This window comes from Idiomarina sp. A28L (assembly GCF_000218785.1).
GTDB lineage: Bacteria > Pseudomonadota > Gammaproteobacteria > Enterobacterales > Alteromonadaceae > Aliidiomarina.
The window spans coordinates 54,772-80,234 of sequence record NZ_AFPO01000025.1; the positions used below are offsets into that span (position 1 = coordinate 54,772).

Annotated in this window: 21 protein-coding genes; 10 read left to right on the top strand and 11 right to left on the bottom strand. The window is 46.2% G+C overall.

Going from position 1 to position 25,463, the window contains the following annotated elements:
- Together zipA and smc are read right to left on the bottom strand one after the other, a co-directional pair.
- Entirely contained in the window at window positions 1-1,011 is a 1,011-nt protein-coding gene (gene zipA, locus A28LD_RS10510; protein WP_007421061.1) for a cell division protein ZipA, read from the bottom strand.
- Window positions 1,012-1,102: 91 nt separating this feature from the next.
- Window positions 1,103-4,579 carry a chromosome segregation protein SMC gene (smc, locus tag A28LD_RS10515; RefSeq protein WP_007421062.1) on the bottom strand — a complete coding sequence of 1,159 codons (3,477 nt, stop codon included), beginning with the start codon at window positions 4,577-4,579 and terminating at the stop codon, window positions 1,103-1,105.
- 191 nt (window positions 4,580-4,770) lie between these two features.
- Here smc and A28LD_RS10520 point away from each other — a divergent pair, with 191 nt between their 5' ends.
- Both A28LD_RS10520 and A28LD_RS10525 read left to right on the top strand, forming a co-directional pair.
- A complete protein-coding gene (locus A28LD_RS10520) occupies window positions 4,771-5,304 on the top strand; it encodes a hypothetical protein (RefSeq protein ID WP_007421063.1) in 534 nt (177 codons plus the stop codon).
- A 148-nt stretch (window positions 5,305-5,452) separates the two neighbouring features.
- On the top strand, window positions 5,453-5,956 hold the full coding sequence (locus tag A28LD_RS10525) for a hypothetical protein (RefSeq protein WP_007421064.1): 504 nt from the start codon (window positions 5,453-5,455) through the stop codon (window positions 5,954-5,956).
- A gap of 36 nt (window positions 5,957-5,992) precedes the next feature.
- Here the strand turns inward: A28LD_RS10525 and rmuC are convergent, their stop codons facing one another.
- Window positions 5,993-7,300: a DNA recombination protein RmuC gene (gene rmuC / locus A28LD_RS10530; RefSeq protein ID WP_007421065.1), complete on the bottom strand. Its 1,308-nt coding sequence runs from the start codon at window positions 7,298-7,300 to the stop codon at window positions 5,993-5,995.
- Between the two features lie 3 nt (window positions 7,301-7,303).
- Window positions 7,304-8,815 (bottom strand): fumarate hydratase, encoded by a 1,512-nt coding sequence (locus tag A28LD_RS10535; RefSeq protein WP_007421066.1) that lies wholly within the window; start codon window positions 8,813-8,815, stop codon window positions 7,304-7,306.
- A 158-nt stretch (window positions 8,816-8,973) separates the two neighbouring features.
- Here A28LD_RS10535 and pabB point away from each other — a divergent pair, with 158 nt between their 5' ends.
- The 3 genes from pabB (at window position 8,974) to A28LD_RS10550 (ending at window position 12,511) form a co-directional block, all read left to right on the top strand.
- Window positions 8,974-10,416, top strand: a complete 1,443-nt coding sequence (gene pabB, locus A28LD_RS10540) for an aminodeoxychorismate synthase component I (protein ID WP_237704266.1) — start codon at window positions 8,974-8,976, stop codon at window positions 10,414-10,416.
- Between the two features lies 1 nt (window position 10,417).
- The gene (locus tag A28LD_RS10545) at window positions 10,418-11,029 is read left to right on the top strand and encodes a CoA pyrophosphatase (RefSeq protein WP_007421068.1); all 612 of its coding nucleotides are present in this window, start codon (window positions 10,418-10,420) and stop codon (window positions 11,027-11,029) included.
- Between the two features lie 108 nt (window positions 11,030-11,137).
- Window positions 11,138-12,511: an L-serine ammonia-lyase gene (locus A28LD_RS10550; protein WP_007421069.1), complete on the top strand. Its 1,374-nt coding sequence runs from the start codon at window positions 11,138-11,140 to the stop codon at window positions 12,509-12,511.
- Between the two features lie 113 nt (window positions 12,512-12,624).
- On the opposite strand, the gene cysB is transcribed toward A28LD_RS10550, so the two are convergent.
- A complete protein-coding gene (gene cysB / locus A28LD_RS10555; RefSeq protein WP_007421070.1) occupies window positions 12,625-13,599 on the bottom strand; it encodes an HTH-type transcriptional regulator CysB in 975 nt (324 codons plus the stop codon).
- Between the two features lie 139 nt (window positions 13,600-13,738).
- Between cysB and yciH the strand changes: the two genes are divergently transcribed.
- Window positions 13,739-14,065 carry a stress response translation initiation inhibitor YciH gene (yciH, locus tag A28LD_RS10560; RefSeq protein WP_007421071.1) on the top strand — a complete coding sequence of 109 codons (327 nt, stop codon included), beginning with the start codon at window positions 13,739-13,741 and terminating at the stop codon, window positions 14,063-14,065.
- Between the two features lie 73 nt (window positions 14,066-14,138).
- Here yciH and A28LD_RS10565 read toward each other — a convergent pair whose 3' ends face one another.
- The 4 genes from A28LD_RS10565 to A28LD_RS10580 all read right to left on the bottom strand — a co-directional run bounded on the left by A28LD_RS10565 (window position 14,139) and on the right by A28LD_RS10580 (window position 20,678).
- Entirely contained in the window at window positions 14,139-15,779 is a 1,641-nt protein-coding gene (locus A28LD_RS10565; protein WP_007421072.1) for a SpoIIE family protein phosphatase, read from the bottom strand.
- Between the two features lie 6 nt (window positions 15,780-15,785).
- Window positions 15,786-16,091, bottom strand: a complete 306-nt coding sequence (locus A28LD_RS10570) for an STAS domain-containing protein (RefSeq protein ID WP_007421073.1) — start codon at window positions 16,089-16,091, stop codon at window positions 15,786-15,788.
- A gap of 166 nt (window positions 16,092-16,257) precedes the next feature.
- Window positions 16,258-17,553: an amidohydrolase family protein gene (locus A28LD_RS10575; RefSeq protein ID WP_007421074.1), complete on the bottom strand. Its 1,296-nt coding sequence runs from the start codon at window positions 17,551-17,553 to the stop codon at window positions 16,258-16,260.
- Entirely contained in the window at window positions 17,553-20,678 is a 3,126-nt protein-coding gene (locus A28LD_RS10580; RefSeq protein ID WP_007421075.1) for an amidohydrolase family protein, read from the bottom strand. The genes A28LD_RS10575 and A28LD_RS10580 overlap by 1 nt, the downstream gene beginning before the upstream one ends.
- A 318-nt stretch (window positions 20,679-20,996) precedes the next feature.
- Here A28LD_RS10580 and A28LD_RS10585 point away from each other — a divergent pair, with 318 nt between their 5' ends.
- The 3 genes from A28LD_RS10585 (at window position 20,997) to A28LD_RS10595 (ending at window position 22,587) form a co-directional block, all read left to right on the top strand.
- Window positions 20,997-21,476: a c-type cytochrome gene (locus A28LD_RS10585; protein WP_007421076.1), complete on the top strand. Its 480-nt coding sequence runs from the start codon at window positions 20,997-20,999 to the stop codon at window positions 21,474-21,476.
- Between the two features lie 17 nt (window positions 21,477-21,493).
- Complete coding sequence (locus A28LD_RS10590; RefSeq protein WP_007421077.1) at window positions 21,494-22,159, top strand: cytochrome b/b6 domain-containing protein; 666 nt, start codon at window positions 21,494-21,496, stop codon at window positions 22,157-22,159.
- Window positions 22,160-22,221: 62 nt separating this feature from the next.
- On the top strand, window positions 22,222-22,587 hold the full coding sequence (locus A28LD_RS10595; protein ID WP_007421078.1) for a response regulator: 366 nt from the start codon (window positions 22,222-22,224) through the stop codon (window positions 22,585-22,587).
- A gap of 14 nt (window positions 22,588-22,601) precedes the next feature.
- Here A28LD_RS10595 and tyrA read toward each other — a convergent pair whose 3' ends face one another.
- Complete coding sequence (tyrA, locus tag A28LD_RS10600) at window positions 22,602-23,723, bottom strand: bifunctional chorismate mutase/prephenate dehydrogenase (protein ID WP_007421079.1); 1,122 nt, start codon at window positions 23,721-23,723, stop codon at window positions 22,602-22,604.
- Between the two features lie 360 nt (window positions 23,724-24,083).
- Here tyrA and A28LD_RS10605 point away from each other — a divergent pair, with 360 nt between their 5' ends.
- Window positions 24,084-24,635: a DUF4377 domain-containing protein gene (locus tag A28LD_RS10605; RefSeq protein WP_007421080.1), complete on the top strand. Its 552-nt coding sequence runs from the start codon at window positions 24,084-24,086 to the stop codon at window positions 24,633-24,635.
- 452 nt (window positions 24,636-25,087) lie between these two features.
- Here the strand turns inward: A28LD_RS10605 and rplS are convergent, their stop codons facing one another.
- Window positions 25,088-25,447 carry a 50S ribosomal protein L19 gene (gene rplS / locus A28LD_RS10610; RefSeq protein WP_007421082.1) on the bottom strand — a complete coding sequence of 120 codons (360 nt, stop codon included), beginning with the start codon at window positions 25,445-25,447 and terminating at the stop codon, window positions 25,088-25,090.
- Window positions 25,448-25,463 lie beyond the last annotated feature (16 nt).

A 25,463-nucleotide genomic window follows, 5' to 3' on the forward strand; every position in this document is an offset into this window, starting at 1 on the left:
TTAATAATCTTGACGTAATCCGGCCAAACGCATGCGCCGTTCAAACTCTCGAATCTTTTGATAAGTATGCTGCACCGATTGCTTTGTCATCGGATTGCGATTGCCATCGAGCACAGCAGCACGAGGCATGGCATCGGCAATTTTATTCGCCGCGTTATACATCATGGTAAAAGCCTTATGGCCATCATATTTGAGTGGCAATGTCATGAACAACACTACGCCGCGGGTATTGAAATTATCTAAATCATCAAGATTGAAGGTGCCCGGGTTGTACATATTTGCCATTCTAAATAGCAATGGGCCACGGCCAGTTGGTTGCTCGTAACGATGGAAAATATCCAGCTCACCAAATTTCATACCCAGTTCAGTAACTGTTTCCAGCAAGCGAGTGCCTTTGATATCGCCCGAAACAAACAGTGTAATTACTTCTTCTTTTGGCGCTTCTACCACTTCTTCATTTGCTTCCGCAGAGGCTAAATCAATGGGCAGCTGCTCGGTTTCACCTTCTTCGCGGTTAGCCCGCACAGAAGGTAGCTCTGGCTCAGGCTGCGGTTCACTTTTAGCACTTACCATTGGATTTTCAGCCTTCGTTTCCGTTTTCTCGGCTGCTAGCTCACGCTTTGCCGGCACAGCCTCGGAATCGTCATCATCGCCCCAGGCTTTTGCTTTAGCTGGTGCTGGTGCGGTTGCTTTAGCGGTTACCTGCTCAGCACCCGCAACATAAGAATCGCCCGTTGGTTTGGTTGCAGCGGCAGGTTCACTAACCTTACGGGCTTTTACTTTGCCCACGCCCAACTCATCAAAGCCTTCATCTGGAAAATCACTTCTTACTTCGGTTTCGCTCAGTAAATCACTTTGGCTATTTTCATATTGTTGGCGCTTTCGCTGCAACGATTCGCGCTTTTTCTCACCCACTTGGTTATTTTTACGCAGTGTCCAAACACCGTGTATAACCAAGCCAATAATTAGCACAACACCTGCCAAAATCAACACTACTCGAAAACTATCCATTGCTGCTTCTACCTATTTTCCGTGAGCTAATGCTTGCGGTTAATTTATTCCAATACCAACATCATATTGGTCGTTAATTACGTTGGCTGGATTAAGCTTCAGCCAGTGCCAGTGCTTCTTCCACATCAACAGCTACTAAACGCGATACACCAGGCTCTTGCATAGTAACACCTGCCAAGTGGGTTGCCATTTCCATCGCAATTTTATTATGGCTTATATAAATAAATTGTACTGATTCTGACATTTCTTGCACCAAACGGCAAAAACGGCCTACGTTTACATCATCAAGAGGCGCATCTACCTCATCTAACAAACAAAAAGGTGCTGGATTTAATCTGAAAATGGCAAACACCAATGCTAATGCCGTAAGCGCTTTTTCGCCCCCAGAAAGTAAATGTATCGTACTATTTTTCTTACCCGGTGGCCGCGCCATAATGGTTACGCCGGTTTCAAGTAAATCATCATCCGTTAAATCTAAATACGCTTGCCCACCACCAAATACTTTCGGAAACAGCCGCTGTAAATCTTCATTCACCTGATCATAAGTTACCTTAAAACGCTGCCGCGTTTCACGATCAATTTTCTTAATAGCATCTTCTAACGTAGCTAAAGATGCCGATAGATCTTCGTGTTGCGCATCTAAATAAGCTTTGCGTTCGCCTTGAACTTCTACTTCCTCTAATGCAGCCAGGTTAATGGCACCAAGTTGCTGTACCTTCCTAGCCGTATCTTCAAGCCGCTGTTGCCAACGTTTCTCCTCGGCATCATCTGGCATATTTTCGAGCACGACTTTTAACGAAATATTCATTTCCTTTAGGGCATCTAGCAAGGAGTGGCCACGTTCGCGAGCCGTTGCCAAATCAAGTTTACTTGCTTGCACACGCTCTTGCTGCCGCGCAATTTGCTCAATTACTGCACTTTGGCCTTGGTTTAAAACCGAAAGTTTTTCCGAAATTGCCGCCAGCTGTTCGCGTAACTCCAGCAGCGCGGCTTCCGTTTCTGCATGCAGCATGAGCTGTTGCGCGAGTTCTTCTTCTAAACTTTGGGTGTCAATATCCACATCATCCTGTTGCTGCAAATCAGCAATACGCTGCACCAACGTTTGTTGCTGTTTATTATTTCGCGCTAATGATTGCTGCAAATGACGGGTTTGGCTTTGTAATTGCGAATGCGCAAGCTGCGCTGCGTGAAGTGCCTGCTGCTTTTGTTGCTGCTCTTCTTGAGATTGCTGCCGAGCCACTTGCAGTGCCTCGCCCTGTTGTTGCCAGCGTTCTTGCTCTGGCGCCGTTGCTGCCACCGCGGTTTCTAGCTCTTCAATGCTAGCTTCTGCTAACAGTTTGCGCTCAGCCTCTTGCTCTGCTTGCATCGCCAGCTCTTCGGCTTCTTCAGTTAACTTCTGCCGCCGCAGTTGCTGTTGCGCCGAATCACGCTGCTGCGCCTCGCGCCGTTCACTCAAACGCACAAGGGTTTCACTATTAGCACTTCGTTCGTTTCGGAGTGTGTTTACCCGTATGCCTTGCTGCTCAACTTTCTGCTCTGCCTGAACCATAGCCTCATACAAATCGGCAAGCGCCAGCTCACTTTGATTGAGCATATTCTCATATTCGTGCAGTTGCTGTTGCCATGCCAATTCCGAATCAGCATGATCGGCAGGTTTTAATTGCCAGCCACGCCCCAAAACCAAACCATTAGGCTGTAAAACTGCAAAGTAATCTGGATGTTCATTTAAGATAAGATGCGCTTTTGCAACAGAATCCGCCACCGCAATCTGCTGCAGCAAGCTAATTTTATCTAACAACTTAGCCTTCGGGCCAGTTGCCGAAGCCATCAATAACGCTGCCAAACTATCGGCTTTTACTGCACCTGTAGCCACACAGCTAATAGCTGAATTTTGCAGGTTCGCTGGTAAAGCAGCGTTCACTAACGGCAAACTCAACCACGGCAACAGCGCAGTTTCTGCCGCTAGTAACCACTGCTCAGGGAGCTGCAACACCTCGCGCAACAAACCCAAGGTTTCTTGCTTCTGTAACCATACATCATCGGAACCTGATGCTTGGCTGCGGCTTTCTAAAAGTTGCTGTAGCGAGGCAATACGCCCTTGTTGTTGTTGTTTTTGCTGCTGCTGTTCACTAATCTGTGCAGCCAGTGCTTTTATATTCGTTTGTTCATGCTCACGTTCTGTTTCAGCTGCTAACAGCGAAGTTTCCGCTTTCAGTAACGCCTGTTCTGCACTTTTAATCTCAGTATCAAGGATGCTTGTTTCGTTACTATCCAAGGCTGGCAGTTCTTTTAATTCAAGCTCAACAGAGTGCATGCGCACTTTTATACGTTCCGATAATTGCTCAGCCGAATGTAAATCGGCTTTCGCCAACGATAGGCTCTGCTGGTTTTGATTAACCTTATCTTTCCACGTTTGCCATTTATCTTGCCAGGTTTGCTGAGCAATTTCGGCATCTTCACGCGTTACTTCAGCCATTTGCAGAGCTTCGGCCGCTTGTTCTAATTCTATTTGTAATTCTGATTCTTGCTCAGTAAGGCTGGCGAGATCATCTTCATCGGCATTTGTTTGCTCATTTAATTGCTGTTGCTGCAGGTTCAAGGCTTCTAACTGCCGTTGTTTTTGCGAATGCATTTGCCGAGTATGCTGAATTTGCTGCTCTAATTTGGCAATATCGGTATTTACCTGAAAGAATTGTTGTTGAGCTGCATCTACTTGCTGTTTTAAATCAGATTCTTGCTCGCGTAATTCAATTTGGCCGCGTTCACTTCCGCGTTGCTCGGCTACCCAGCGTTGTAGTTCAGCTTCTTCTTGCTGCACTTGCTGCTCAAGGCGATCACATTGTTGTTGATATTGATTCCAGCGCATTGCCTGTAACTGTGCTTTTAAATCGCGCTCTTCTGCTTTTAACGTTTGGTAACGTTTCGCTGCAGCTGCTTGGCGTTGCAATTTTGCCAGTTGTTGCCCAAGCTCTTCACGCACATCGGCTAAACGATCTAGGTTATCTCGGGTTCGTAACATACGGCTTTCAGTTTCTTTACGGCGTTCTTTATAGCGCGAGATACCTGCGGCTTCTTCAATAAATACGCGTAATTCTTGCGGCCGCGATTCAATTAGCCGAGAAATCATGCCCTGCTCAATAATTGCGTAGCTGCGAGGGCCAAGGCCAGTACCCAAAAACAAATCGGTAATATCTCGGCGCCGGCATTTACTGCCGTTAAGCATATATAGCGATTGGCTTTCGCGAGTAACAATGCGCTTCACCGAAATTTCATTGAAGCTAGCAAATTCCCCCTGCACACGCCCAGATGTATTATCGAATACCAACTCAACACTTGCTTGCGATACCGGTTTACGTGCCTGCGAGCCATTGAAGATTACATCTGTCATGGCATCGCCACGAAGGTTTTTTGCCGAGCTCTCGCCTAATACCCAGCGCACCGCATCAATTACGTTTGATTTTCCACACCCATTCGGCCCAACGATACAGGTCATCTGTTCCGGGAAGGCAACTTTGGTTGGATCCACAAAGGATTTAAAGCCCGCAAGCTTTATATGTTTTAATCGCATGCTCTCTTTTTCAGGCTCTTAGCGAGCCCTTACCGTTTTTGCTATTAGCATTATTATTGTTATTTCAATAACTCAGTGTAATTCCTAGTTGCTCTGCCGACAACATCTGAACACAATCCTTACAAGAATATCCTTGCTGATTCTTGGTTTACCGGTATGATCTTCTTAGATGTTAGTAATAAAGGTGGTATATGCGCATCGTTCAATATGGAATTTATGGATTATTAATAGGAAATTTAACACTTGCCAATGCGCAAGCTTCCGAGCTTGAGGATTTTCGTGTTCAAGTGCAAACATCGCTTTGGACTACGCACTTCAACCCAAAGCCTGAGCATAACAATGATCAAAACTTAATTGGTATTGAGATTTACGGCAAACGGCTCCCTTCTAGTCGCTATCAGCGTTACAACGATGCCTTTAACTATGCTCGGCCTTTGGCGGGTGCAGCTTGGTTTCGTAATTCTTTCGGGCAAAAAAGCTTGTACGCATACGGAGGTGTTCGGCAAAACCTAATACGCTACGGTGATGTTCAAACCTATGGGAAATTAACCGCCGGTTTTATTCATGGCTACCGGGGCGAATACGAAGATAAAATCCCATTTAACCAGTTAGGTATTGCTCCAGCCATATTACCTATGCTGGGCGCGCAATATCAGCGCAGTTTTGCTGAACTCACTTTGTTTGGTGTTTCTGGTGTAATGCTCACTGTTGGCTTAACATTCTAAATGGGTATTGCTTGCGCTCTTTTATATACCGCGTTTCATTAAACCTGTCAGCGATAGCTGATCTCTAATTTTCCCGCTCCCATATTGTAAAAATTTTTCGCATAATCATTACAAATTTAAGGCTGCCAATTTTACATGGAGGTAAATTATGGCCTGCACTATCGATTATCATTTTGTTTCTCAATTAGAAAATTCGGCACGCGAATGCGTTCTGCAAGAACCATCACCTGCGCCTGGAAACCACAAGCATAGTGGAATTAATGATGCCTTGCCCGCACGCTTACACGGCTTTGTATTGTTTCTTCCTGAACTTGATCGGGTGTTTTGGAGTGAGCGCGCAGCATCGTTGCACGGTGAGCAGCTAAGCGCGCAAACAGAATTCAACCTGCGTCAGTTTATGCAATGGTATTTGCCAAACCAACGGGATCTATTTGCACAATCGTTATTCGTTGAAGCACAAGGAAGCGGCTTTCAAATTGATTTATGCATAGCTCATAATAAACAACACGTTCGCTATCTGTGCATTCCACTTAAATATCGAAATACGTTCATTTGGGCAGGATTTGTGCGTTCAGCAAGAGCGAATAACTCTTCAGTATTAGTAGATTTTGCAGTGCAAAAAACACATCAATTATTGGCCGAGTTGATTTAACCTGAAATTAAGCTCAAGTGTGAACCTAAGTATGGTTTATTTAGAGGGTTTGCCGTCTTCTGTATCTTCGAGTAGGTTGCGGTCTATTTTTTTGCTCGGCTGAACGCCTAGCTCGCGAAATTTTTCTACGCGGCTAACCAAATTGCCTTTCCCGCTCGATAGTTTACTCATAGCGCCCTCGAAATGTTTTCGGCTAGTATCCAACGAGTTACCTACTTTTTGCAGATCTTCAACAAAGCCAACAAATTTATCATAGAGCTTGCCGGCATCTTGGGCAATTTTCTGCGCATTTTGGTTTTGCTGCTCATATTGCCAGATGTTGTTAACCGTTCGTAGTGCTACTAACAGGTTAGTTGGGCTTACCAACATAATGTGATGTTCGAGCGCTTGCCGAATAAGATTAGGCTCTCTATCTACAGCTAATAAAAATGCTGGTTCGATTGGCACAAACAACAACACATAATCAAGAGTGCGAACCCCTTCCAGTTGCTGATAGCTTTTCTTGCCCAGATCACGAATGTGATTTCGAAGTGATGTAACATGCTCATCAAGCGCTTGCGCGCGAATCTGATCATCATCGGCATTAAAATAACGCTCGTATGCCGCCAATGATACTTTCGAATCGATAATCACATCTTTATCTTGGGGTAAATGCACAATTACATCGGGCCGATAACGTTTACCATCATCATTTCTATGCTGCGTTTGTGTGGTGTATTCATGCCCTTCACGTAAGCCTGATTGCTGCAAAATACGTTCTAGAACTACTTCACCCCACGCTCCTTGCTGCCGGCTATCGCCTTTCAATGCACGAGTAAGCGCTTCAGCTTCTGCCGACATTTGTTGATTTAATTGGCGAAGGCTAAGAATTTCTTGTTGTAAGCTACTACGTTGTTTAGTTTCATCACTAAACTGCTGGGCAATTTGTTGGCGGAAGCCTTCGAGCTGTTTTTGCAGCGGGCTCAATGTGCCGGCAAGTGATTTCTCTTGGCGGGCTTCTAGTGCGGCAGTTTTTTGTTCAAAAATTCGATTAGCTAAATTCTCAAATTCTTTTTGCAGGCGTTCTTCGCTCTTTTGTAACAATGCTAATTTTTCTTGTAAATGCGCCTGCTCTTGCTGCGCCCCTACCTTTGCTTTTTCTAACTCGGTATACCAATGTTGCGCTTCTTTCTGCTCTTGCTCAAAACGTTCTTGCAACTGTTGGTTAGCAAGGCGTTGCCGCTCTAACTCGAGTTGTTCTCGAGCTAGAGCCCGGCGTAACACCAATAAGGTGAAAAGCCAGCCGATAAATAGGCCACTTGCAACCGCTGCGGCTATCCAGAGCAACACCTCAGTTTGCAACAATGCTTACTTCTCCATTTCCGCAATTTTAACTTTCCAAATTGCCGGGCCAGAGGTGTGTGCGTTATCACCATTACTATCAACCGCTACCGTTACTGGCATATCTTCCACTTCAAATTCATAAATGGCTTCCATACCTAAATCAGCAAAGGCTACCACATCGGCTTTTTTAATCGCTTTCGCTACCAAGTACGCCGCGCCACCAACCGCCATTAAATAAACAGCTTTATGTTTGGCAATGCTTTCTACGGTTTTTTGGCCCCGCTCTGCTTTACCAATCATGCCGATGATGCCCGTTTTTTCAAGCATAGTATCGGTGAATTTATCCATACGGGTTGCGGTTGTTGGGCCTGCTGGGCCAACCACTTCCTTACCCACAGGATCAACCGGCCCCACGTAATAAATAAACTTATTTTTGAAATCAACAGGCAGCTCTTCACCGTTATCAAGCATATCTTTAATACGTTTGTGAGCAGCATCGCGGCCGGTGAGCAATTTGCCTGAAAGCAGCACGGTTTCACCCATTTTCCATTCCCGCACATCAGCAGCGGTAAGGGTATCAAGGTTTACGCGGCGAGCGTTATCACCTACTTCAAAGGTGATATCTGGCCAATCTTCTAATTTCGGGGGCTGTAAATCAGCTGGCCCTGAGCCATCCAGATGAAAATGCACATGGCGGGTAGCAGCACAGTTCGGAATCATGGTTACCGGCTTTGAAGCGGCATGAGTAGGCAGTGAATTAATCTTCACATCAACTACCGTAGTTAAACCACCCAAGCCCTGAGCGCCAATACCCAGTGCGTTCACCCGGTTATAAATTTCTAAGCGCAATTCTTCTTCCGCAGTTTCCGGGCCTCGAGCTATTAGCTCTTGAATATCTACCGGTTCCATTAAGCTTTCTTTTGCTAACACCGCTGATTTTTCCGCGGTGCCGCCAATACCGATGCCTAACATTCCCGGAGGGCACCAGCCCGCTCCCATTTTCGGTAAAGTTTCTACCACCCAATCAGCCACTGAATCGCTAGGATTCAGCATCGCCATTTTGGTTTTGTTTTCCGACCCGCCACCTTTAGCGGCGATCATCACTTCAACTTCGCCACCCGCTACCATATCAATATGCACAACCGCAGGTGTATTATCTTTGGTGTTCTTACGCGCACCAGCAGGATCGGCAACGATTGATGCCCGCAATGGATTCTCTGGGTTCAAATACGCCCGCCGAGTGCCTTCATCCACCATTTGTTGTACGGTTAAATCAGTTTTATCCCACTGCACATCCATACCTACTTTCACAAAGCAGGTAACAATGCCGGTATCTTGGCAAAGTGGCCGATGCCCTTGTGCCGACATCCGCGAATTCACTAACATTTGTGCAATTGCATTTTTTGCCGCTTCGCTTTGCTCTTTTTCATAAGCTTCTGCAAGGGCATTAACAAAATCTAGCGGGTGGTAATAAGAAATAAATTGGAGAGCATCTTCAATGCTGTCGATAAAATCTTGCTGTCGAATTGTCGCCATGCCAAACCTCGTTCAGGCTATTGAATACGGTGCTGAAAATCGTCACTTATGATACTCTGTTCTGCCCTACGCTGCCAGTTTCTAGCAGCTCTAGATAGGTTTGGATTGGGTGTTTTTTAGGCATTGGTAAGGTTTTAGGAGAATTTACGTTGTCCGTTTTGCATCAGCAACTCACAGCTACCGCTTTAAACTACGATAAGTGGCACGATACCTGTGCAATTTTCGCACCTTTTGCTCATGAGCCATGGGCAATGTTGCTTGATTCGGCTGGGGCTAAACACCCAGATAGCCGTTACGATATTCTCTTGCGGCAACCGAACAAAACCTTTGTGGGCAATGAACAAAGTGCCGGCCAACCGTTCGCTGAACTTGAGCAATGGTTGGCTCAGAACCCTGCCGCTATTCTTCCGAATGAATTCACTGATTTACCTTTCCAAGGCGGGATTGCGGGGCTATTTGGATACGATTTGGGCCGCACGCTGGAAGCTATTCCCGAAATTGCCAAGGCCGATATAACCATTCCCGATATCGCGGTAGGTTTGTATCTTAATGCACTCGTTATCGATCATAAATGCCGACGAGTAGTGGCCATACATCCCACTGGCTTAAACCTTGCACCCGAAGAATATTGGGCGGCACCTGCAACCACAATAACGCCAGAAACAAACGCAAATTTCCGTCTAACTACACCATGGCAAAGCAATATGAGTGCTACTGAATACACTCAGCGCATTAACCTTGTGCATGAATATTTGCGTGCGGGCGATTGTTATCAAATTAATCTTGCTCAGCGTTTTAGTGCCGAGTTTATTGGCAATCCTTGGCAAGCTTACCTTGCATTGCGAAAAGCGAACCAAGCTCCATTTTCTGCTTGGTTGAATATTCCTGGTGGTGTGGTGCTAAGCCTTTCACCGGAACGCTTCTTACAAACCCACAGTGATGGCACAGTAGAAACACGGCCGATTAAAGGTACGCGGCCACGTTCAACGAACTCTGAAGAGGATAAATCGGCCGCCGATGCTTTGGTAAAGTCGGCTAAAGATCGTGCCGAGAATTTGATGATCGTTGATTTACTGCGCAATGATTTAAGCCGAGTGTGTGCCGCCGGCAGCGTATCGGTGCCGGAACTATTTAAAATTGAAAGCTTCAACGCCGTGCATCATTTAGTAAGCACTATACGCGGCAAATTAGCGGCCGGGCATACTCCTCTATCATTGTTAGCCGCAGCCTTTCCTGGCGGCTCTATTACTGGCGCGCCCAAAATTAGAGCAATGCAAATCATTGAAGAACTGGAACCACATCGGCGCTCGGTTTACTGCGGCTCTATTGGTTACTTTAGTTTGCATGGGCACAGCGATACCAGCATCACCATTCGCACACTTTGTTGCACAAACAAAAACGATACTGAGAAACAAATATTCTGCTGGGCTGGTGGCGGTATTGTGATTGATTCTAATGCCGACGCTGAATATCAAGAAACGCTCGATAAAGTAGCGCAGATTTTACCGATACTAACCAATCTTGGCGCCACAGAAGAACTCATTGCAGCTCGTGCTAACGAAACTACCGGCAACCCAAACATAGGCACAGCGAGTAATTGATATGAATCGCCAGCAGTTTTTACAGCAATTTTTACTTTACCCGCAACCCAATATTGATTGGCCGAGTATCGATCTACATCAATCCGCGGTTTTGGTTGCATTGCAAGAACGTCCGTATGGGTTAGATCTAATTCTCACTCGCCGTTCCGAAAATTTGCGCAACCATGCCCAGCAAATATGTTTTGCCGGTGGCCGCCAAGATCTTACCGATATCTCCCTCCTTCATACCGCTTTGCGCGAACTTGAAGAAGAGCTTGGCGTATTACCTGAACAAGTAGAGATTCTTGGCAAATTGCCAAGCCAGCCGGTGCTCAGCCGGTTTATGATCCATCCGTATATCGGCTTCATTGCTGCCGATGCGGTGTTACGCCCAGATCCGAACGAAGTTTCTGAAGTTGTAAGAGTTCCGTTACAGCGAATGTTAGATCACCGAACCCACTACACCAAACAAATCAAAAGCAAGCGAATCGAACAACTGCCGTATCACGAATTAGTGTTTATTCCGATTGATGGGCAACTTATATGGGGTGCTACCGCAGCCATTATTCGGCGCCTTGCAGATCAATTGCACCCAGAAAACCGGCACCTTTACTTGCCTTTCCATGGGTTATAGCCGATACCATTAAACATACCGATGTCCCGACCAGTGTGGAGGGGCTTGCGAAATATTGAATTTATCCCCACACTACGCACATTCTGAAGAATTGGAGTACTTAAAACTATGATTAGCGTGTTCGACATTTATAAAGTTGGCATTGGCCCTTCTAGCTCACATACTGTGGGCCCTATGCGGGCTGCGCGCGAATTCTTGCTGCAAGTACAAGAGAAGTTTGGTTTTGATCAAATTACCGGCGTTGAAGTTGAACTGTTTGGCTCTTTGGGCCAAACCGGCAAAGGGCACGGAACCGGTAAAGCAGTGATACTTGGGCTAGTTGGTGAATCACCAGAGAAAGTAGATACTACTAAAGTGGATGATTTTCTTGCCGAAGTGGATAAAACCCAAAAAATAAAGCTACTCGGTGAGCACGAAGTGCCCTTCCCGCGCCAAGGCGCTATTGTTTTTCATCGCCGCAAAACCATGCCAAAACATGCCAATGCTATGGAGCTTCGTGTGCTCAAGGGCTCGGAAGTGTTATTTAAAGATCTCTACTACTCCATTGGTGGTGGCTTCATAGTTCGCGATGCCGATTTTGATGAAAGCCTTGAAGAAGCCATTGAGCAAAGTAGCAAACCAATTCCCTACCCGTTCAACAGCGCAGCGGAATTATTACAGCAGTGCAAAGATCATGGTTTACGCATTAGTTCATTGATGATGCAAAACGAAATGGTGTTTCGCAGTAAAAAAGAAATTTGCGATGGCCTTGTGCATATTTGGCAGGTAATGGATGAGTGCATCAACAACGGTAAAGCAACCGAGGGTATCTTGCCGGGTGGGTTGAAAGTACGCCGCCGAGCACCGATTTTATATCAGACGTTGAAAACTGAGAAATCGGCAGACCCTATGCAAGCAATGGATTGGGTAAGCCTTTTCGCGCTTGCTGTGAATGAAGAAAATGCTGCAGGTGGCCGAGTGGTTACTGCCCCCACGAACGGCGCTGCGGGTATCATTCCCGCCGTAATGAAATATGCCGATAAATTTATTCAACCGCTTGATGAAGATGCTATTACTCGGTTTCTATTAACCTCGGCAGCGATCGGAATTCTCTACAAGAAAAACGCTTCTATTTCCGGTGCTGAAGTGGGTTGCCAAGGCGAGGTAGGTGTTGCTTGTTCAATGGCTGCCGGAGCACTTGCGGAATTGATGGGTGGCGATATCATTAAAGTTGAAAACGCCGCTGAAATTGGCATGGAACACAACTTAGGGCTTACGTGCGATCCGGTAGGTGGCCTAGTGCAAGTGCCCTGCATCGAGCGCAACGCCATGGGCGCGGTGAAAGCCATTAACGCAGCGCGTTTAGCTATGCGTGGTAGCGGCGATCATAAAGTATCCTTAGACAAGGTAATTAAAACCATGTGGGATACTGGCAACGATATGAAAAGCAAGTATAAAGAAACCGCGCGCGGTGGCTTAGCGGTTAACATAATTGAGTGTTAACAAATAAGTATTAGTTCGCGTGTATCTAAAAAAACCCAGCATTGCTGGGTTTTTTATGTCTTATTTTCGCTTCAATATTTTCGCTTCAGTATTTTCGCGTAATTATATTCGCGTTAGTAAGTAGGTAAATCAATATCCTTGAACATTTGTTCTATCGCTGTATGCTCGCGCAACCGTATTGCCTCATCGATAACTGAACGCGTGAGGTGAGGGGCAAATCGCTCGATAAAATCATACATATAGCTACGAATAAACACGCCTTTTCGAAAGCCAATTTTGGTAGTGCTGGGAGCAAATAGGTGATCGGCCGGAATCGCCACCAAATCACTATCTTTTTCCTTTTCATACGCCATAGTGGCAATTACGCCAATACCCAAGCCCATTCGCACATAAGTTTTAATCACATCGGCATCGGTTGCAGTAAACACTATTTTTGGCACCAAGCCAGCTTCACTGAATGCCTGATCTAAACGCGAACGGCCAGTAAAACCGTGCACATAGGTAACCAGCGAAAACTCGGCAATATCTTGAATGCTTACATCTACCTTACTTGCTAATGGATGATTCGGTGGCACTAAGATAGAGCGGTTCCAGCGATAACACGGCAGCATGATGAGATCTTGATACAAATGCAGTGCTTCGGTGGCTATGGCAAAATCGGCTTTGCCCTTTGCGGCAAACTCACTAATTTGTTCTGGCGAACCCTGGTGCATATGCAGTGAAACATCTGGGTATTTATCAATGAAGCCTTGAATAACTTTCGGCAACGCATAGCGCGCTTGCGTGTGCGTGGTAGCAATATTCAAGGTTCCTTGATCCGGGCGATTATATTGTGATGCGGCAGCTTTAATCCCTTCTACCCGCGATAATACTTCCCGAGCAATTTGTATAACTTCTTCACCCACTGCAGTTACATGCGTTAGGTGTTTGCCACTTCGGCCAAAAATCTGCACGCCTAGCTCATCTTCCAGCATACGCACTTGCTTGCTTATTCCAGGCTGCGATGTATATAAAGCTTCTGCGGTTGCAGATACATTTAGATTGTTGTTGAGCACTTCAACGATATAACGGAGCTGCTGTAGTTTCATAGTTGCATCTTTGAGTTTGGCTAGGCTTATATTCTATAATGAACTAAGATTGTCAGTATCTATGCCATGTGTCAAACATCAGCTGCAGCTAACACAAGTTTTATTATCACACATCAAAATTCGTACTATCGGAGTTTATATGCGCGATCAGCTTTCGCGGCTTGTTTACAGTACCGAACAAGGCCGTATCGAAGAACCAAAACCAGAAGAAACGGCACCTGAAACTGATGGTATCGTGCGCATTCGCCGTGAAACTAAAGGGCGGAAAGGGAAAGGCGTTACCGTGATTGAAGGATTAGGGCTAACCTCTGGCGAGTTAAAGCCGATCGCAAAAGCACTAAAAGCCCGCTGCAGTGTTGGCGGTACAGTAAAAGATTTTAATATCGAAATTCAGGGTGATCAGCGCGATAATTGCATGCAATATCTGCAGCAGCAAGGTTACAAAGTTAAGCTGAGCGGTGGCTAACGCCTAATAATCCCGCCGCTCTTGCCTAACCTGGTAACTAACGCAGCAGTTACGGTAACTGTTACCGTAGCTGTTAACGCAGTGAAAAGGTGAATTCAACGCAGCGGCCACCATCACTCCAAACTAAATCGCGTGTGAGCTCTTTCATCAACATTAATCCGCGGCCAAATGAATATTCAGTAAGTTCACTGTTTCCTGCTTTGAAGCCCGGCCCCGAATCGCAAATTTTTATGTAAAAGCATGCATCTTTCGGCACATAATTAATAACAATCTCAACAAAACCACGCTGCAGCCTAATCAAACGCCTACTGCGCTCTATATAGTAAGTATCAAAGCCATCAAGAGAGCTCTTAGCCGACGAAGCTAACCGCAATAGGCCATGGTCCACTGCGTTGTTATAAGCTTCCGCCAGCACCGTATACAGAGCCGCTTTGAACTCTCGAAAGCCTTCGATTTGAGAAAGCCCGCGTAAAATTGTGGCAACCGGATCAACACCACGAATTTCTTCCGGGCCAAGCTTAACCGATAAATGAAAAGGCATCTTTGAACGCTCATCATCTTTTTCTTTCCTGGCTAAACCTGTGGGCAAGCAGCGAAGCAACACCATAGAAAGATCATCATCGGTTCCAACCTCTTGAATAGCCGAATCTAAAGCTTGTGCGAGCTCCGATAACTGCCATTGGCAATCCTTACCCATCTGTTTGAAACGGTCATAACCGAGGGCTTTACCATTTTGTACACCAATTTCAACGGCACCATCGGAATAGAGTAATAAGCGATCTCCAGGAGCTGCTCGCGTAATGGTAATTCCACTTTCAAATTCCAAATCAGGAAGAATTCCCAAAGGCATATGCTGAGGCTGCAAATACTCTTTAATTTCATTATCTTCTGAAATTAACATTGCCGGCGGCATGCCACCGCTCCACCAACTAATGCGCTCACCTGATGCCGAAAGCTCGAGCAGTGTTGCACAACAGAACATATTTTCAGGAAGTAACTGCTGTAATTGCCGGTTTATCTCAGCCGCAATTTGACCAACAGGCGAGCCCAACTCCGCCATTGCGAAAAAGGTTTGTGATGCTGGCAATGTGCCAATCGCGGCCGGCAAACCATGGCCGGTGAAATCACCAAGCAGAAGATATAGATTTCCCAATGGCCCTCGAGCCAACAGGTATAAATCACCATTGAATCGGGTATGTGGTAGCAAGTAGGTTTCAACATTACTGAAATTCTGCAGGCTTCGATTCAAAGCATTTGAAAACATGTTCTGCACAATTCGATGTTCTTGGTGCATATGCTCACTATGCCATGCCAAGCTCTTGTTTTTTTCAGCCACCGATTGGCTTAGCTCGCGGGTGCGAATATGAGCCCGCATTTTTGCTTGGAAAATAATTGAATCGAATGGTTTTGTTAGGAAATCATCACCGCCCACCTGCAAGCATTCGAGAAGTAATGATTCATTATCAGCGCTCGCTAGAAAAAGAATTGGCAAATAAATTGCGCCCGCTAGCGCTTTAAGCTTTGCCACCAAAACATCAATCACCACATCATTGGTTGCTATATCAAGTAGCACAACATCAGGAGAAAATGGCGTATAAGCAGCAAGTGCATCTTCACCACAAGAAACACTATTTGCTTCGTAGCCGAAACGTTGAACCATCAATGCTAGTTCTTGTTGGCTATCTTTATTTCCACCTACAATTAGAACGCGCACTTTGGGCTAATCAATGATGAAGAGTTTATCAAAACGGGAAATATCGAGGATTTGCCGAATTTCAGGGCGACAATTAATCAAATGAATGTTGCGGCTACCTGCACCGAGTGATTTGCGCATATTTAACAGCATTCCCAAAGCCGAACTATCGATGTAATCGGTTTCTCGAAGCTCAATCACAACTGTAGTAACGCGATCACTTAACCCATCATAGGATTGCCGAAATTCCTGCACTAAACCAAAATCAAATTTCCCCTTAATATGAATAATGAAATGCTTGCCATCATTGGCGTATTCGGTGTACAAACTCATGGTTTTAATCCTATTGTTCATGCCATCTTTGCAAGGTTAGCACAGCCACTACAAAAACAAATAGAAACAAATTAAACAAAAAAAGTGCCAATTTTCATTGGCACTTTTTTTTCGATATTAAATATCATTCAGTGAGATACATCTTGCTTAAGATATCTCGAAGAAATTAATCTGTTACGATTCGCTGCTGATATTTTTCATAAAGCTGTTTCTGCTTGTTACTCAGGTTCACTTCACGGCCATCAATAAACATAAAGTTAATTTCCTGACCTAACTGATCAAGCGCATCGCCTGTAGAAACCACTAATGTTGCTTGTTTGCCAACATCAATAGTGCCTAAACGATCTTCAACACCCATGATTTTTGCCGGGCCATAAGTAATCGAAGCTACCGCTTGATCATAATCTAAACCGAAGGCTACTGCATTGCCTGCCGCAAAAGCGAGGTTACGCACATCCCAGAACCCTGGGTAGGCGATCGCGAACTCTACACCAGCTTCCGCTAGGCGAGCAGGCGTTGTAAACGCAGTATCATAGGCTTCATCAACCCGCGCCGGTAAGCCATAGGCAGAGCCGAAAACAACCGGCACATTCGCCGCTGCAAGCTTATCAGCTACCATCCAGGAATCACGGCCGCCCATAATCACCAAATCGAAGCCATGGCGCTCATTAAACGCCAGTGCTTGCTCTATTTGGCGGCGATCATCGGCATGTACAAATAGCTTTTTCTCTTTAGTAAACAAACCACGCATAGCTTCCCAACGGCGATCGATACGTGTTTGCACACCACGATCTCGAGCCTCATGATAAACCTTGGCGGTTTCCATTATGTCGCTTAGCTCACTGCGCTGTTCCGATTGCGCTTTTTGCTGTTCCGCTGCCGAACGGCGTTCCCACCAAGCGTTGTTCAATCCCACGCGCGGCCAAGTAAGGTGAATGCCCAAATCCCCTTGCTCAAGGCCATCTTGCCAGTTCCAGCTATCTAACTTTAACAAGCTAGATTGGCCGCGAACTAAAGAGCCTTGCGGAACGATTTGAGCGTGCGTAATGCCGGTATAGCGAATCGTTGGGGTAACATCTGAATCAGCATTAAACGCATGATGTGCTTGCACCTCAGGAGTAAAGTTCCCTACTTCATTGGTATCTACTGTGGCGCGAACCGCTCCCATTTCTACCAAGCCAAGCGTGGTATCAAGGGCGATAAAGCCCGGGTATACGTGCTGCCCTGAGATATTCAGAACTCGTGCACCCTCTGGCGCACTGAGATTCATACCAATTTCGATAATTTTGCCATCCGCAAAAATAATATCGGCACCTTCTAACACACCATTGCTAACCGTATGCACAGTGCCGCCTTGCAACAACACGGGTTGGCTTTGGTTGCTTCCTGGTACCACATTGTTGGCAATCGCTGCGCTACTAATGGCTAAACCTATAGCTAGCGATAAAATTAATTTTTTCATTATTGTGCGCCTCCAAGCTCGTGGCTGTGGCCATGATGATGATCACCAAACCAATCTAACCAAACATCATGATTATCTTCGCAATGCCACGTAGGCTGTTGCTGACGATAGCCATTGCGAGTTCCCTCGTATGCTTCAGGGCCCGCTCCTAATACTTTCTGAATCAACGCCTGACGCTCCAATTCAACAGCTTCACGAGCGGCTAAATCATCGGCTCTATCAAAGTACTTACGGCCTTCGATCCAAGTTTCTTGAACTTGCGCATAAGCCGATAATGGGTGAGCATTCCAAAACACCAAATCAGCATGTTTGCCTGCGGTAATGCTACCTACATATTCATCGATTTCTAACTGCATCGCTGGATATAAGGTAATCATTTTCAGAGCATCATTTTCGCTCATGCCGCAGTAACGAACTGATTTTGCAGCTTCGGTGTTCAACCTACGCTGCAAATCGTTACTATCAGAATTGATGCTAGTAAGAACACCTTGCTCCATCATTAAGCACATATTGTGTGGAATCGCATCGAATGCTTCGATTTTGAATGCCCACCAATCGGCGAAACCGGAAGCACCAGCACCATGTGCCGCGATTTCTTTGGCCACTTTATAACCTTCTAAAATATGCGTGAAGGTGTGAATTTTGAAACCTTGCTGCTCAACTACGTCCATGAGTGCCAACACTTCTGAAGCAACATAAGAATGCACATGAGTGTGGCGTTCACTGTTAATTACTTGCAGAACTGATTCCAAACGATAATCAATTCGTGGTGGTGCAGTGCGGCGTTTTTCAGCTCGGCTCAAGCTATTGTAATCTGCCTTCGCTTGTTCATATTCGCGTGCCTGCTGAAAAGCATCTTGCATGATTTGTGCAACACCCATGCGCGTTTGTGGATAACGAATAGTGTTCGCGCCACCCCAGTTGCTCTGCTTCACGTTTTCGCCTAAAGCGAATTTAATCGTAGGGGGCGTTTCGCGGAACTTCAGGCCTTCAGCATTTTCACCCCAACGAAGTTTAATTGTCTGCCCCTGCCCGCCAATTGGGTTAGCCGAACCATGCAGCAAATGAGCAATGGTAGCGCCACCCGCTAATGAACGATAAATGTGAATGTCATCAGGGTTAACTACATCACCAATACGAACTTCAGCAGTAATTGCTTCAGTGCCTTCGTTTACACCCTGAGATATCGCAATGTGCGAATGCTCATCAATAATACCCGGTGTAATGTGCATGCCTGTGGCATCAATTACAGTGTAACCACGCGGAGTTGATAAATCTTTGCCAACCCGATGAATTAAACCGTTACGAACGATAATATCAGTGTTTTCTAGTACACCTTGATCATCAGCCGTCCACACCGTAGCGTTACGAATGTGCAAATTTTGCTGTTCTGGTTGGCTTGTGCGGCCAAAAGCAACGTTAGGATAAGTAAGCTGGCCAATAACTTCAGCAGGTTGCGTATCTGTAGCTGCTGTTTGAGTTTCTGTTTCGGTTTCAGCCGCTACAGCTTGTGCGCTAAGGGGATGAGTTTGCCCTGCAGCGTCCTGAACTGAGCCTTGTAAGCTATTCAAAGAAGCTTGTGATAACGCGAAACGATAAACCCCAGGCATGCCTAAATCATTTAGGTTTGCGCTGAAACGCAACTGTTCATCAGCTGAACTTAGGTTGGCAACGCGAACACTAGCATCGCCCAAACTTAAATCAGCGTTCGAACCGCCATTTCCGGATACCTTCAAAGTAAACTCGGTACCAAAGGCTTGTAACTGCCACTCGCCTGCGAAATCAACTGGATGCATTGATTGCAGCTTAGTCTCTTCACCTTGCAGCCATACTGAAACAATTTCACCATCGGCAAATAGATCGCCGCGGCTTACTACGATATCACCGCGATAGCCGGCGGCTAACTTACCACTTTGGTTAGCAACACCTGCGATCTGAGCAGGAACAGTAGTTAACGCGGCCAAGGCGTTATCACTACTCAAGCCATGCGCCACTGCTTTACGAATATTTGGCCAAAAATCAGCTGTTTTATCTATACCGTGCAAAGTAAAGGCAAACTCAACACCCGCTTCAGCCAGCACTGCTGGGTTACTTGGCGCCCGTTCCCAATGCCGCAAATCGGCGAGTGAAACATCTAACTCAGCATATTGCTCACCAAGTTGCGGAGCTGCTGGGAAATTTAACGGCAAAATTAATCGAGCATTGGTTTCTTTAACATCGTTTAGGCGGGCATATTCAAAGCCAGAACCAATGTAAGTAACCGGCACCTCAAAGGTGTTTAATACGCGATGAGCCCGCAACAAACTTTGTTCATCGTTGGCATGAAATAACAAGCCTTGTTCTTTCAGCCCTGCCAACGCAGCTAAGGCCGCATTAAATTCTACTTGGCCGTTACTCGCACGCAAGCCAGCGGCTTCTGTATACCAACGGCTATCCGATAGAGTTTGTCGAATTAACGCAATACTCCCCATTAGCGAGGCTGGGTATTGTTGCGTTGAGCTGCCTTTATCGAACGAAGCAAAATGTTGGCCATTAGCTTGATAAATTGCGTTATTAGCAATCGTATCTGCAAGCGATACGGTAGTTGCGCGGCCGCGGAAGATACCATCTAAACGCGCACTCTGAACTGTGGTAAAACCCTGCGCTACGTAGCTTTTAGCTTGGTCAGCGTTCGGTTTGAATGTATCTACCCAACTTTTTTCAGCGTGAATAGCTGAATTCGATGCATTACCGCCTTGCCGCTCATTACTGTAAATCGGTGTGCCACTGCGGCCACGAGGTGCGGGCTGGCCTGGTTGTTCAACACCATAATTAGAGTATGCATCAACAAAGCCTGGGTATAACGTGTACCCAGAAGCATCAATCACTCGAGCTCCATTTGGGGCGCGGTTATTGCGCTCAATGGAACGAATAATTCCGTTTTCCATTACTAGAGTGGCGTTTTCCAAACGCTCGCCAGGCTCGGTAACAAGTGTTGCATTGGTGAACGCAATCAGATTCGGGTTGTGCTGATATAACCCTTGAACGGGTGTGGTTTGGTCGGCCACACTTGTCCAGGTTAATCCAGCTGCAAGCAAACCCGAGCCAACTAAAATGGCCGTTCGCTTGATTGGAAGTTGCTTCATGGGTATCCCCTGTTTGTTTTTATTTTGCCAACGCCAAAACACTTTGGCGAAATTTTTCTATTTATTACTACCATTAAAACCTTTATCCACCACCGGCACAATGCACCGCTAGATGAACTGCTATGTTAAGGAGATGAAAACGCCATTTAATTGCCATATTAGATAGTTAAGCTAGATATATTCGGCAGAAATGTTATTTTAATTGTTAGGTTTGTGAGTGGCTCGCCATAGCATGGCCTAATAAATAATATACGTTTGTGCAAAATACGATGCTAAATGCGGGTATTAATCAAATGTTTTTACCAAGGAGTAGTTATTATGCGCTTTACCTCGATATTAGCAGTTGCCGCCACAGCGGTTATCACCGTAACAGCATTACAATACAGCGCCCCAGCCACCGCAGATGCATTTGCTGATGCCGAAGATGCGGTTAAATATCGGCAGAGTGCGTTTTCACTTATTCGCGAAAACTTTGGCCATATGGCCGGAATGGTTCGCGGCGAAATTGAGTTTGATGCAGAATCTTTCCAAAAACGTGCTGAAGCTCTGAAACACCTGAGCTACATTCCATTCGATGGTTTTTCTGGCGCTGGCCACGGAGTTACTGAGAACAGTGATGCGCTGCCTAGTATTTGGGAAAACTGGGGTGATTTCAGCGAAAAATCGGAAGCATTCAATAAAGCCGCGCACGAACTAGCCACAGCTTCACAAAGCGGTGATTTACGCAGTATTCGCCCTAAATTCATGGCCACGGCTCGTACTTGCCAACAATGCCATGAAGGTTATCGCGCTGATTAATAAAAGGCTTAGGCAATATGGTTATTAAGCTTTGGGATGGTTTTGTGCGTGGCTTTCATTGGCTGCTCGTAGTTGTTCTCGCTGGCCTGTGGTACACCGGCGGAAATCTCGATTACCTGGAGTTTAATGGCAATATTATAGAGTTTATCGATGTTCATCATAAGCTCGGTTTAATTATGCTCGCACTCATTATTACCCGCATTTTATGGGGTATTTTTGGCAGTTCTCCAGCCCGTTTTAGCCAATTTTTGCGTGGCCCAAAAGCGGTGTGGGGCTACCTAAAAAGCCCCTTCAGCAAAGAGCACTTAACCCACAACCCAGGTGGTGGCCTTATTGTAGTGCTGATGCTCGTGCTATTACTCGCGCAAGCGATTAGCGGCCTATTTACCGATGATGCCATATTCTTTCGCGGCCCGTTAGCCAATACCGTAAATAACGACGTAGTTCGCGCTCTCACCTCATATCATAAGCAGGCGTTTGATTTTATTCTGATTTTGATTGCCTTGCACATCGTCGCTATTTTCGTATATCTGGTGATGCGCAAGAACTTTATTGGCCCGATGATTACCGGCAAGAAAACCATTACAAACTCAAACATTACCCCACCGAAGCAACTGCATGGCGGCTATGGCTTTATTCTATTATCGCTTAATTTGTTCTGGATTTTCTGGTGGCTCGGCTAACATTGACACTAGCGGCTTCAGCATGGCAACCTGCGCCTTAAGCTTTCAACAAAAGATGTATTATGAATACCATATTAATTGCCGATGATGATTTCATCAGTTTAGAAGTATTAAAAGCAATGCTCGCCAGTTACTCACTAGAAATTATTTGCGCGAGTAACGGCACCGATGCCATAGCACTCGCCAAAGATAAACAACCGCAATTAATCATTCTCGATTACGAAATGGATGATCTTACCGGCGCTGAAGTATGCATTGAGCTGCGCAAAGATTCTGCCTTCAGCAACACACCCATCATCGCCCTTACTGGCCACCAAAGTTCCACTCATTTAGATAATTGCCGTGATGCGGGAATGAATGAAACCTTACATAAACCCGTAGCACCCGATGCTTTAGCGCAGCTTTTAGAAACGCATAAGCTGATTTAGTTACCACGATGTAGCTATCGTTTTGCATCATCGGCGTGCTGCAACAAACTTACCGATTCTTTCAGGAATTGCCCAGCATGCGGGCCAAACCAGCGGGCAACACCGCGAAACTCACGAATAAAGCCTTCGCGCCCTTCTGTTTCAATAACATCTAAAAGCTTAGTAAAACGCTGCAAGTAGCGGCGAATCATTCGGTGCTGATCTTGATCATTTAAAATAATATCGGCATACAGCTCTGGGCTCTGGGCAAACAAACGGCCCACCATTAACAACTCTAAACGGTATATCGGCGAGCTTAGATTCAATAACTCATCTAAATCAATATCTTCATGAGCCAAATGATAGCCATATACAAATGTAGATAAATGCCGCATTACCTGAATAACAGACATCGCTTTATCGTGTTGCTCGGCTGAGAGTTCATGAATGGTGGTGCCCCAAATTTCAAACTGGCGCAGGAGCCACTGTGCCGCTGTGGCATCGCGGCCAGGCGCCACCAAAATCGTTTGTTTTGCCAGTGTCGGTACTGAAGGGCCAAACATTGGATGCAACCCAAGCACGGGCCCTGAATGCTTCACTAGCATTGCAGCTAAAGGCTCACGCTTCACCGAAGTTAAATCAGCGAGCACACAATCACTCGGTAGCTCCGGTAAGGCTTCTATCACGTTAGTAGTGAGTGATACCGGCACCGAAATAAGCACCAGCGCTGCATACTCAACCGCATCTGCAAGTTCATCTAAATTATCTTTATCAATCACCACTACGGGATAATCGGAAAGCGCAAACCACCGCGCAAAGAGCGACCCGAGCTGCCCTTTACCACCCACAACAACAATGTTGCGCTGGCCATCGCCGGTGCGCCGAAAGCCCTGATGTTTCTGGCGTTGATACGATTCACGCATTACCCGGCGCAACACATCCTCAATCACATCACCGCTCATACCTTGCACTTCGGCCTCTTCGCGCCGCGCCGCAATTAACGCAGCCTCACGCTCCGGAACATACAAAGGCTGCCCAAGATCATGCTTAACTTCTCCGATCTGCCGCGAAATATCCATCCGGCGCGCCAACAATGCCACCAACTCCGAATCCGCCGCATCTATCTCTTCACGTAACCGCTGTAACCTACTATCCACACCACTTCTCCTCAGTATCCCACGATACTACCGCGCGCCCATGCGGCACGCAATACGCAGAGTGCGGCACGCAATATTCAAATGCTTCGGTGAAGGGCTTCCGTGCAGTAAGGGTTTGCCATCTCGAAACGCTCGAGCACATCCATGTGACGCTATGATCCGCGCCATCCTTGGCGCGGACATTTCGAGATGGCAAACCCTTACCACACTCGCGCCCTCCACCTTCGCTTTTGAATATTGTCCACGTACGACGTTCAGCTCATAGCTTCAAATAATAGCCGGGCATTTATTTAATAATTCACTTATCAGTTAGATACACGTAGAGTGACGTTACTATTTGGAAACTAAAGTGAAACTATTATGGATAATAGATACCTTCTCTGCCTCTTATTGATACTCGCGCTTGTAGGTTGCAATTCAAGCGATAACGACAATGAAAGACTCACCGTTACGATTGGCAGCAACCCGCCACTTTGTCCGCCCACAAATGAATTCAGAACTATTTGCTCTCCATATTTAATAAATGAATCCGGTGGAATTCAGGGCACAATTGCATTGCTAGTAGACTTTGAGTACGAATTTGGTACTGAGTATGAACTATTGGTGGAAATCGTTGAATTAGCCGATCCGCCGGCCGATGGTTTTAGTGCTGAGTATCGGATTTTGGAAGTATTGCGAGAAGAGCAAGATGCCATTGGTACCATCTATAATTATGAATCCGTAACCTTAATCCATGATGCTTTTGTCTTTATTGAGGAGGGTGTTTATTCACTTCCACCTCATAACTTTCTATGTGCTGACGACGTTGATTGTGACACCTTGGCTGATATGGCCAACAGCGGCGGCGTAGTTTCCATCGAGCTAACAATGACCGGTGGCGAGATTCCAGTAACCGTTACCAATTGGAACTAAAACCCGGATCGTAGCGCCGCATGGATGTGCTCGAGCGGTTCGGTGGTGTAAGCCCCTACAGCACGGAAGGCATTCCGTGTGGAGCTTCAGGGACTGAACGTGAGGGGCCCGAGTGGTGTGAGGGCTTGCCACTTCGAAATGTCCGCGCCAAGGATGGCGTGGATCATAGCGCCACATGAATGTTCTCGAGCGGTTCGGTGGTGTAAGCCCCTACAGCACGGAAGGCATTCCGTGTGGAGCTTCAGGGACTGAACGTGAAGGGCGCGAGTGGTGTGAGGGCTTGCCACTTCGAAATGTCCGCGCCAAGGATGGCGCGGATCATAGCGTCACATGGATGTGCTCGAGCGGTTCGAGGTGGTAAGCCCTCACACCACGGAAGCCCCTCACGTTAAGTCCCGAAAATAGGCACAAAAAAAGGCCCCGGAGGGCCTTTTTTATGCTCGAAGAGAAGCTTAACCAAGCTTTTCTTTGATACGAGCAGATTTACCGCTACGCTCACGTAGATAGTACAGTTTCGCACGGCGAACAGCACCACGACGTTTCACGGTGATACCCGCGATAAGTGGGCTATGCGTTTGGAAAGTACGCTCAACGCCTTCACCGTTCGAAATTTTACGAACTGTAAATGCACTGTGTAAACCACGGTTACGGATACGGATTACAACGCCTTCAAAGGCCTGTACACGCTCACGCTCACCTTCTTTAACCTTTACATTGACGACAACAGTGTCACCCGGAGCGAATGCCGGGAGATCTTGCTTCAGCTGCTCATCTTCAAGCAACTTAATAATAGTCTTGCTTACTTTAGCCATGATTTTCTCCGCCTAG

Excerpts from the sequence above, each read along its gene's own strand:
- zipA (WP_007421061.1), bottom strand. The coding sequence starts at position 1,011 with ATGGATAGTTTTCGAGTAGTGTTGATTTTGGCAGGTGTTGTGCTAATT.
- smc (WP_007421062.1), bottom strand. The coding sequence starts at position 4,579 with ATGCGATTAAAACATATAAAGCTTGCGGGCTTTAAATCCTTTGTGGAT.
- A28LD_RS10520 (WP_007421063.1), top strand. The coding sequence starts at position 4,771 with ATGCGCATCGTTCAATATGGAATTTATGGATTATTAATAGGAAATTTA.
- A28LD_RS10525 (WP_007421064.1), top strand. The coding sequence starts at position 5,453 with ATGGCCTGCACTATCGATTATCATTTTGTTTCTCAATTAGAAAATTCG.
- A28LD_RS10535 (WP_007421066.1), bottom strand. The coding sequence starts at position 8,815 with ATGGCGACAATTCGACAGCAAGATTTTATCGACAGCATTGAAGATGCT.
- A28LD_RS10545 (WP_007421068.1), top strand. The coding sequence starts at position 10,418 with ATGAATCGCCAGCAGTTTTTACAGCAATTTTTACTTTACCCGCAACCC.
- A28LD_RS10550 (WP_007421069.1), top strand. The coding sequence starts at position 11,138 with ATGATTAGCGTGTTCGACATTTATAAAGTTGGCATTGGCCCTTCTAGC.
- cysB (WP_007421070.1), bottom strand. The coding sequence starts at position 13,599 with ATGAAACTACAGCAGCTCCGTTATATCGTTGAAGTGCTCAACAACAAT.
- yciH (WP_007421071.1), top strand. The coding sequence starts at position 13,739 with ATGCGCGATCAGCTTTCGCGGCTTGTTTACAGTACCGAACAAGGCCGT.
- A28LD_RS10570 (WP_007421073.1), bottom strand. The coding sequence starts at position 16,091 with ATGAGTTTGTACACCGAATACGCCAATGATGGCAAGCATTTCATTATT.
- A28LD_RS10575 (WP_007421074.1), bottom strand. The coding sequence starts at position 17,553 with ATGAAAAAATTAATTTTATCGCTAGCTATAGGTTTAGCCATTAGTAGC.
- A28LD_RS10580 (WP_007421075.1), bottom strand. The coding sequence starts at position 20,678 with ATGAAGCAACTTCCAATCAAGCGAACGGCCATTTTAGTTGGCTCGGGT.
- A28LD_RS10585 (WP_007421076.1), top strand. The coding sequence starts at position 20,997 with ATGCGCTTTACCTCGATATTAGCAGTTGCCGCCACAGCGGTTATCACC.
- A28LD_RS10590 (WP_007421077.1), top strand. The coding sequence starts at position 21,494 with ATGGTTATTAAGCTTTGGGATGGTTTTGTGCGTGGCTTTCATTGGCTG.
- A28LD_RS10595 (WP_007421078.1), top strand. The coding sequence starts at position 22,222 with ATGAATACCATATTAATTGCCGATGATGATTTCATCAGTTTAGAAGTA.
- A28LD_RS10605 (WP_007421080.1), top strand. The coding sequence starts at position 24,084 with ATGGATAATAGATACCTTCTCTGCCTCTTATTGATACTCGCGCTTGTA.
- rplS (WP_007421082.1), bottom strand. The coding sequence starts at position 25,447 with ATGGCTAAAGTAAGCAAGACTATTATTAAGTTGCTTGAAGATGAGCAG.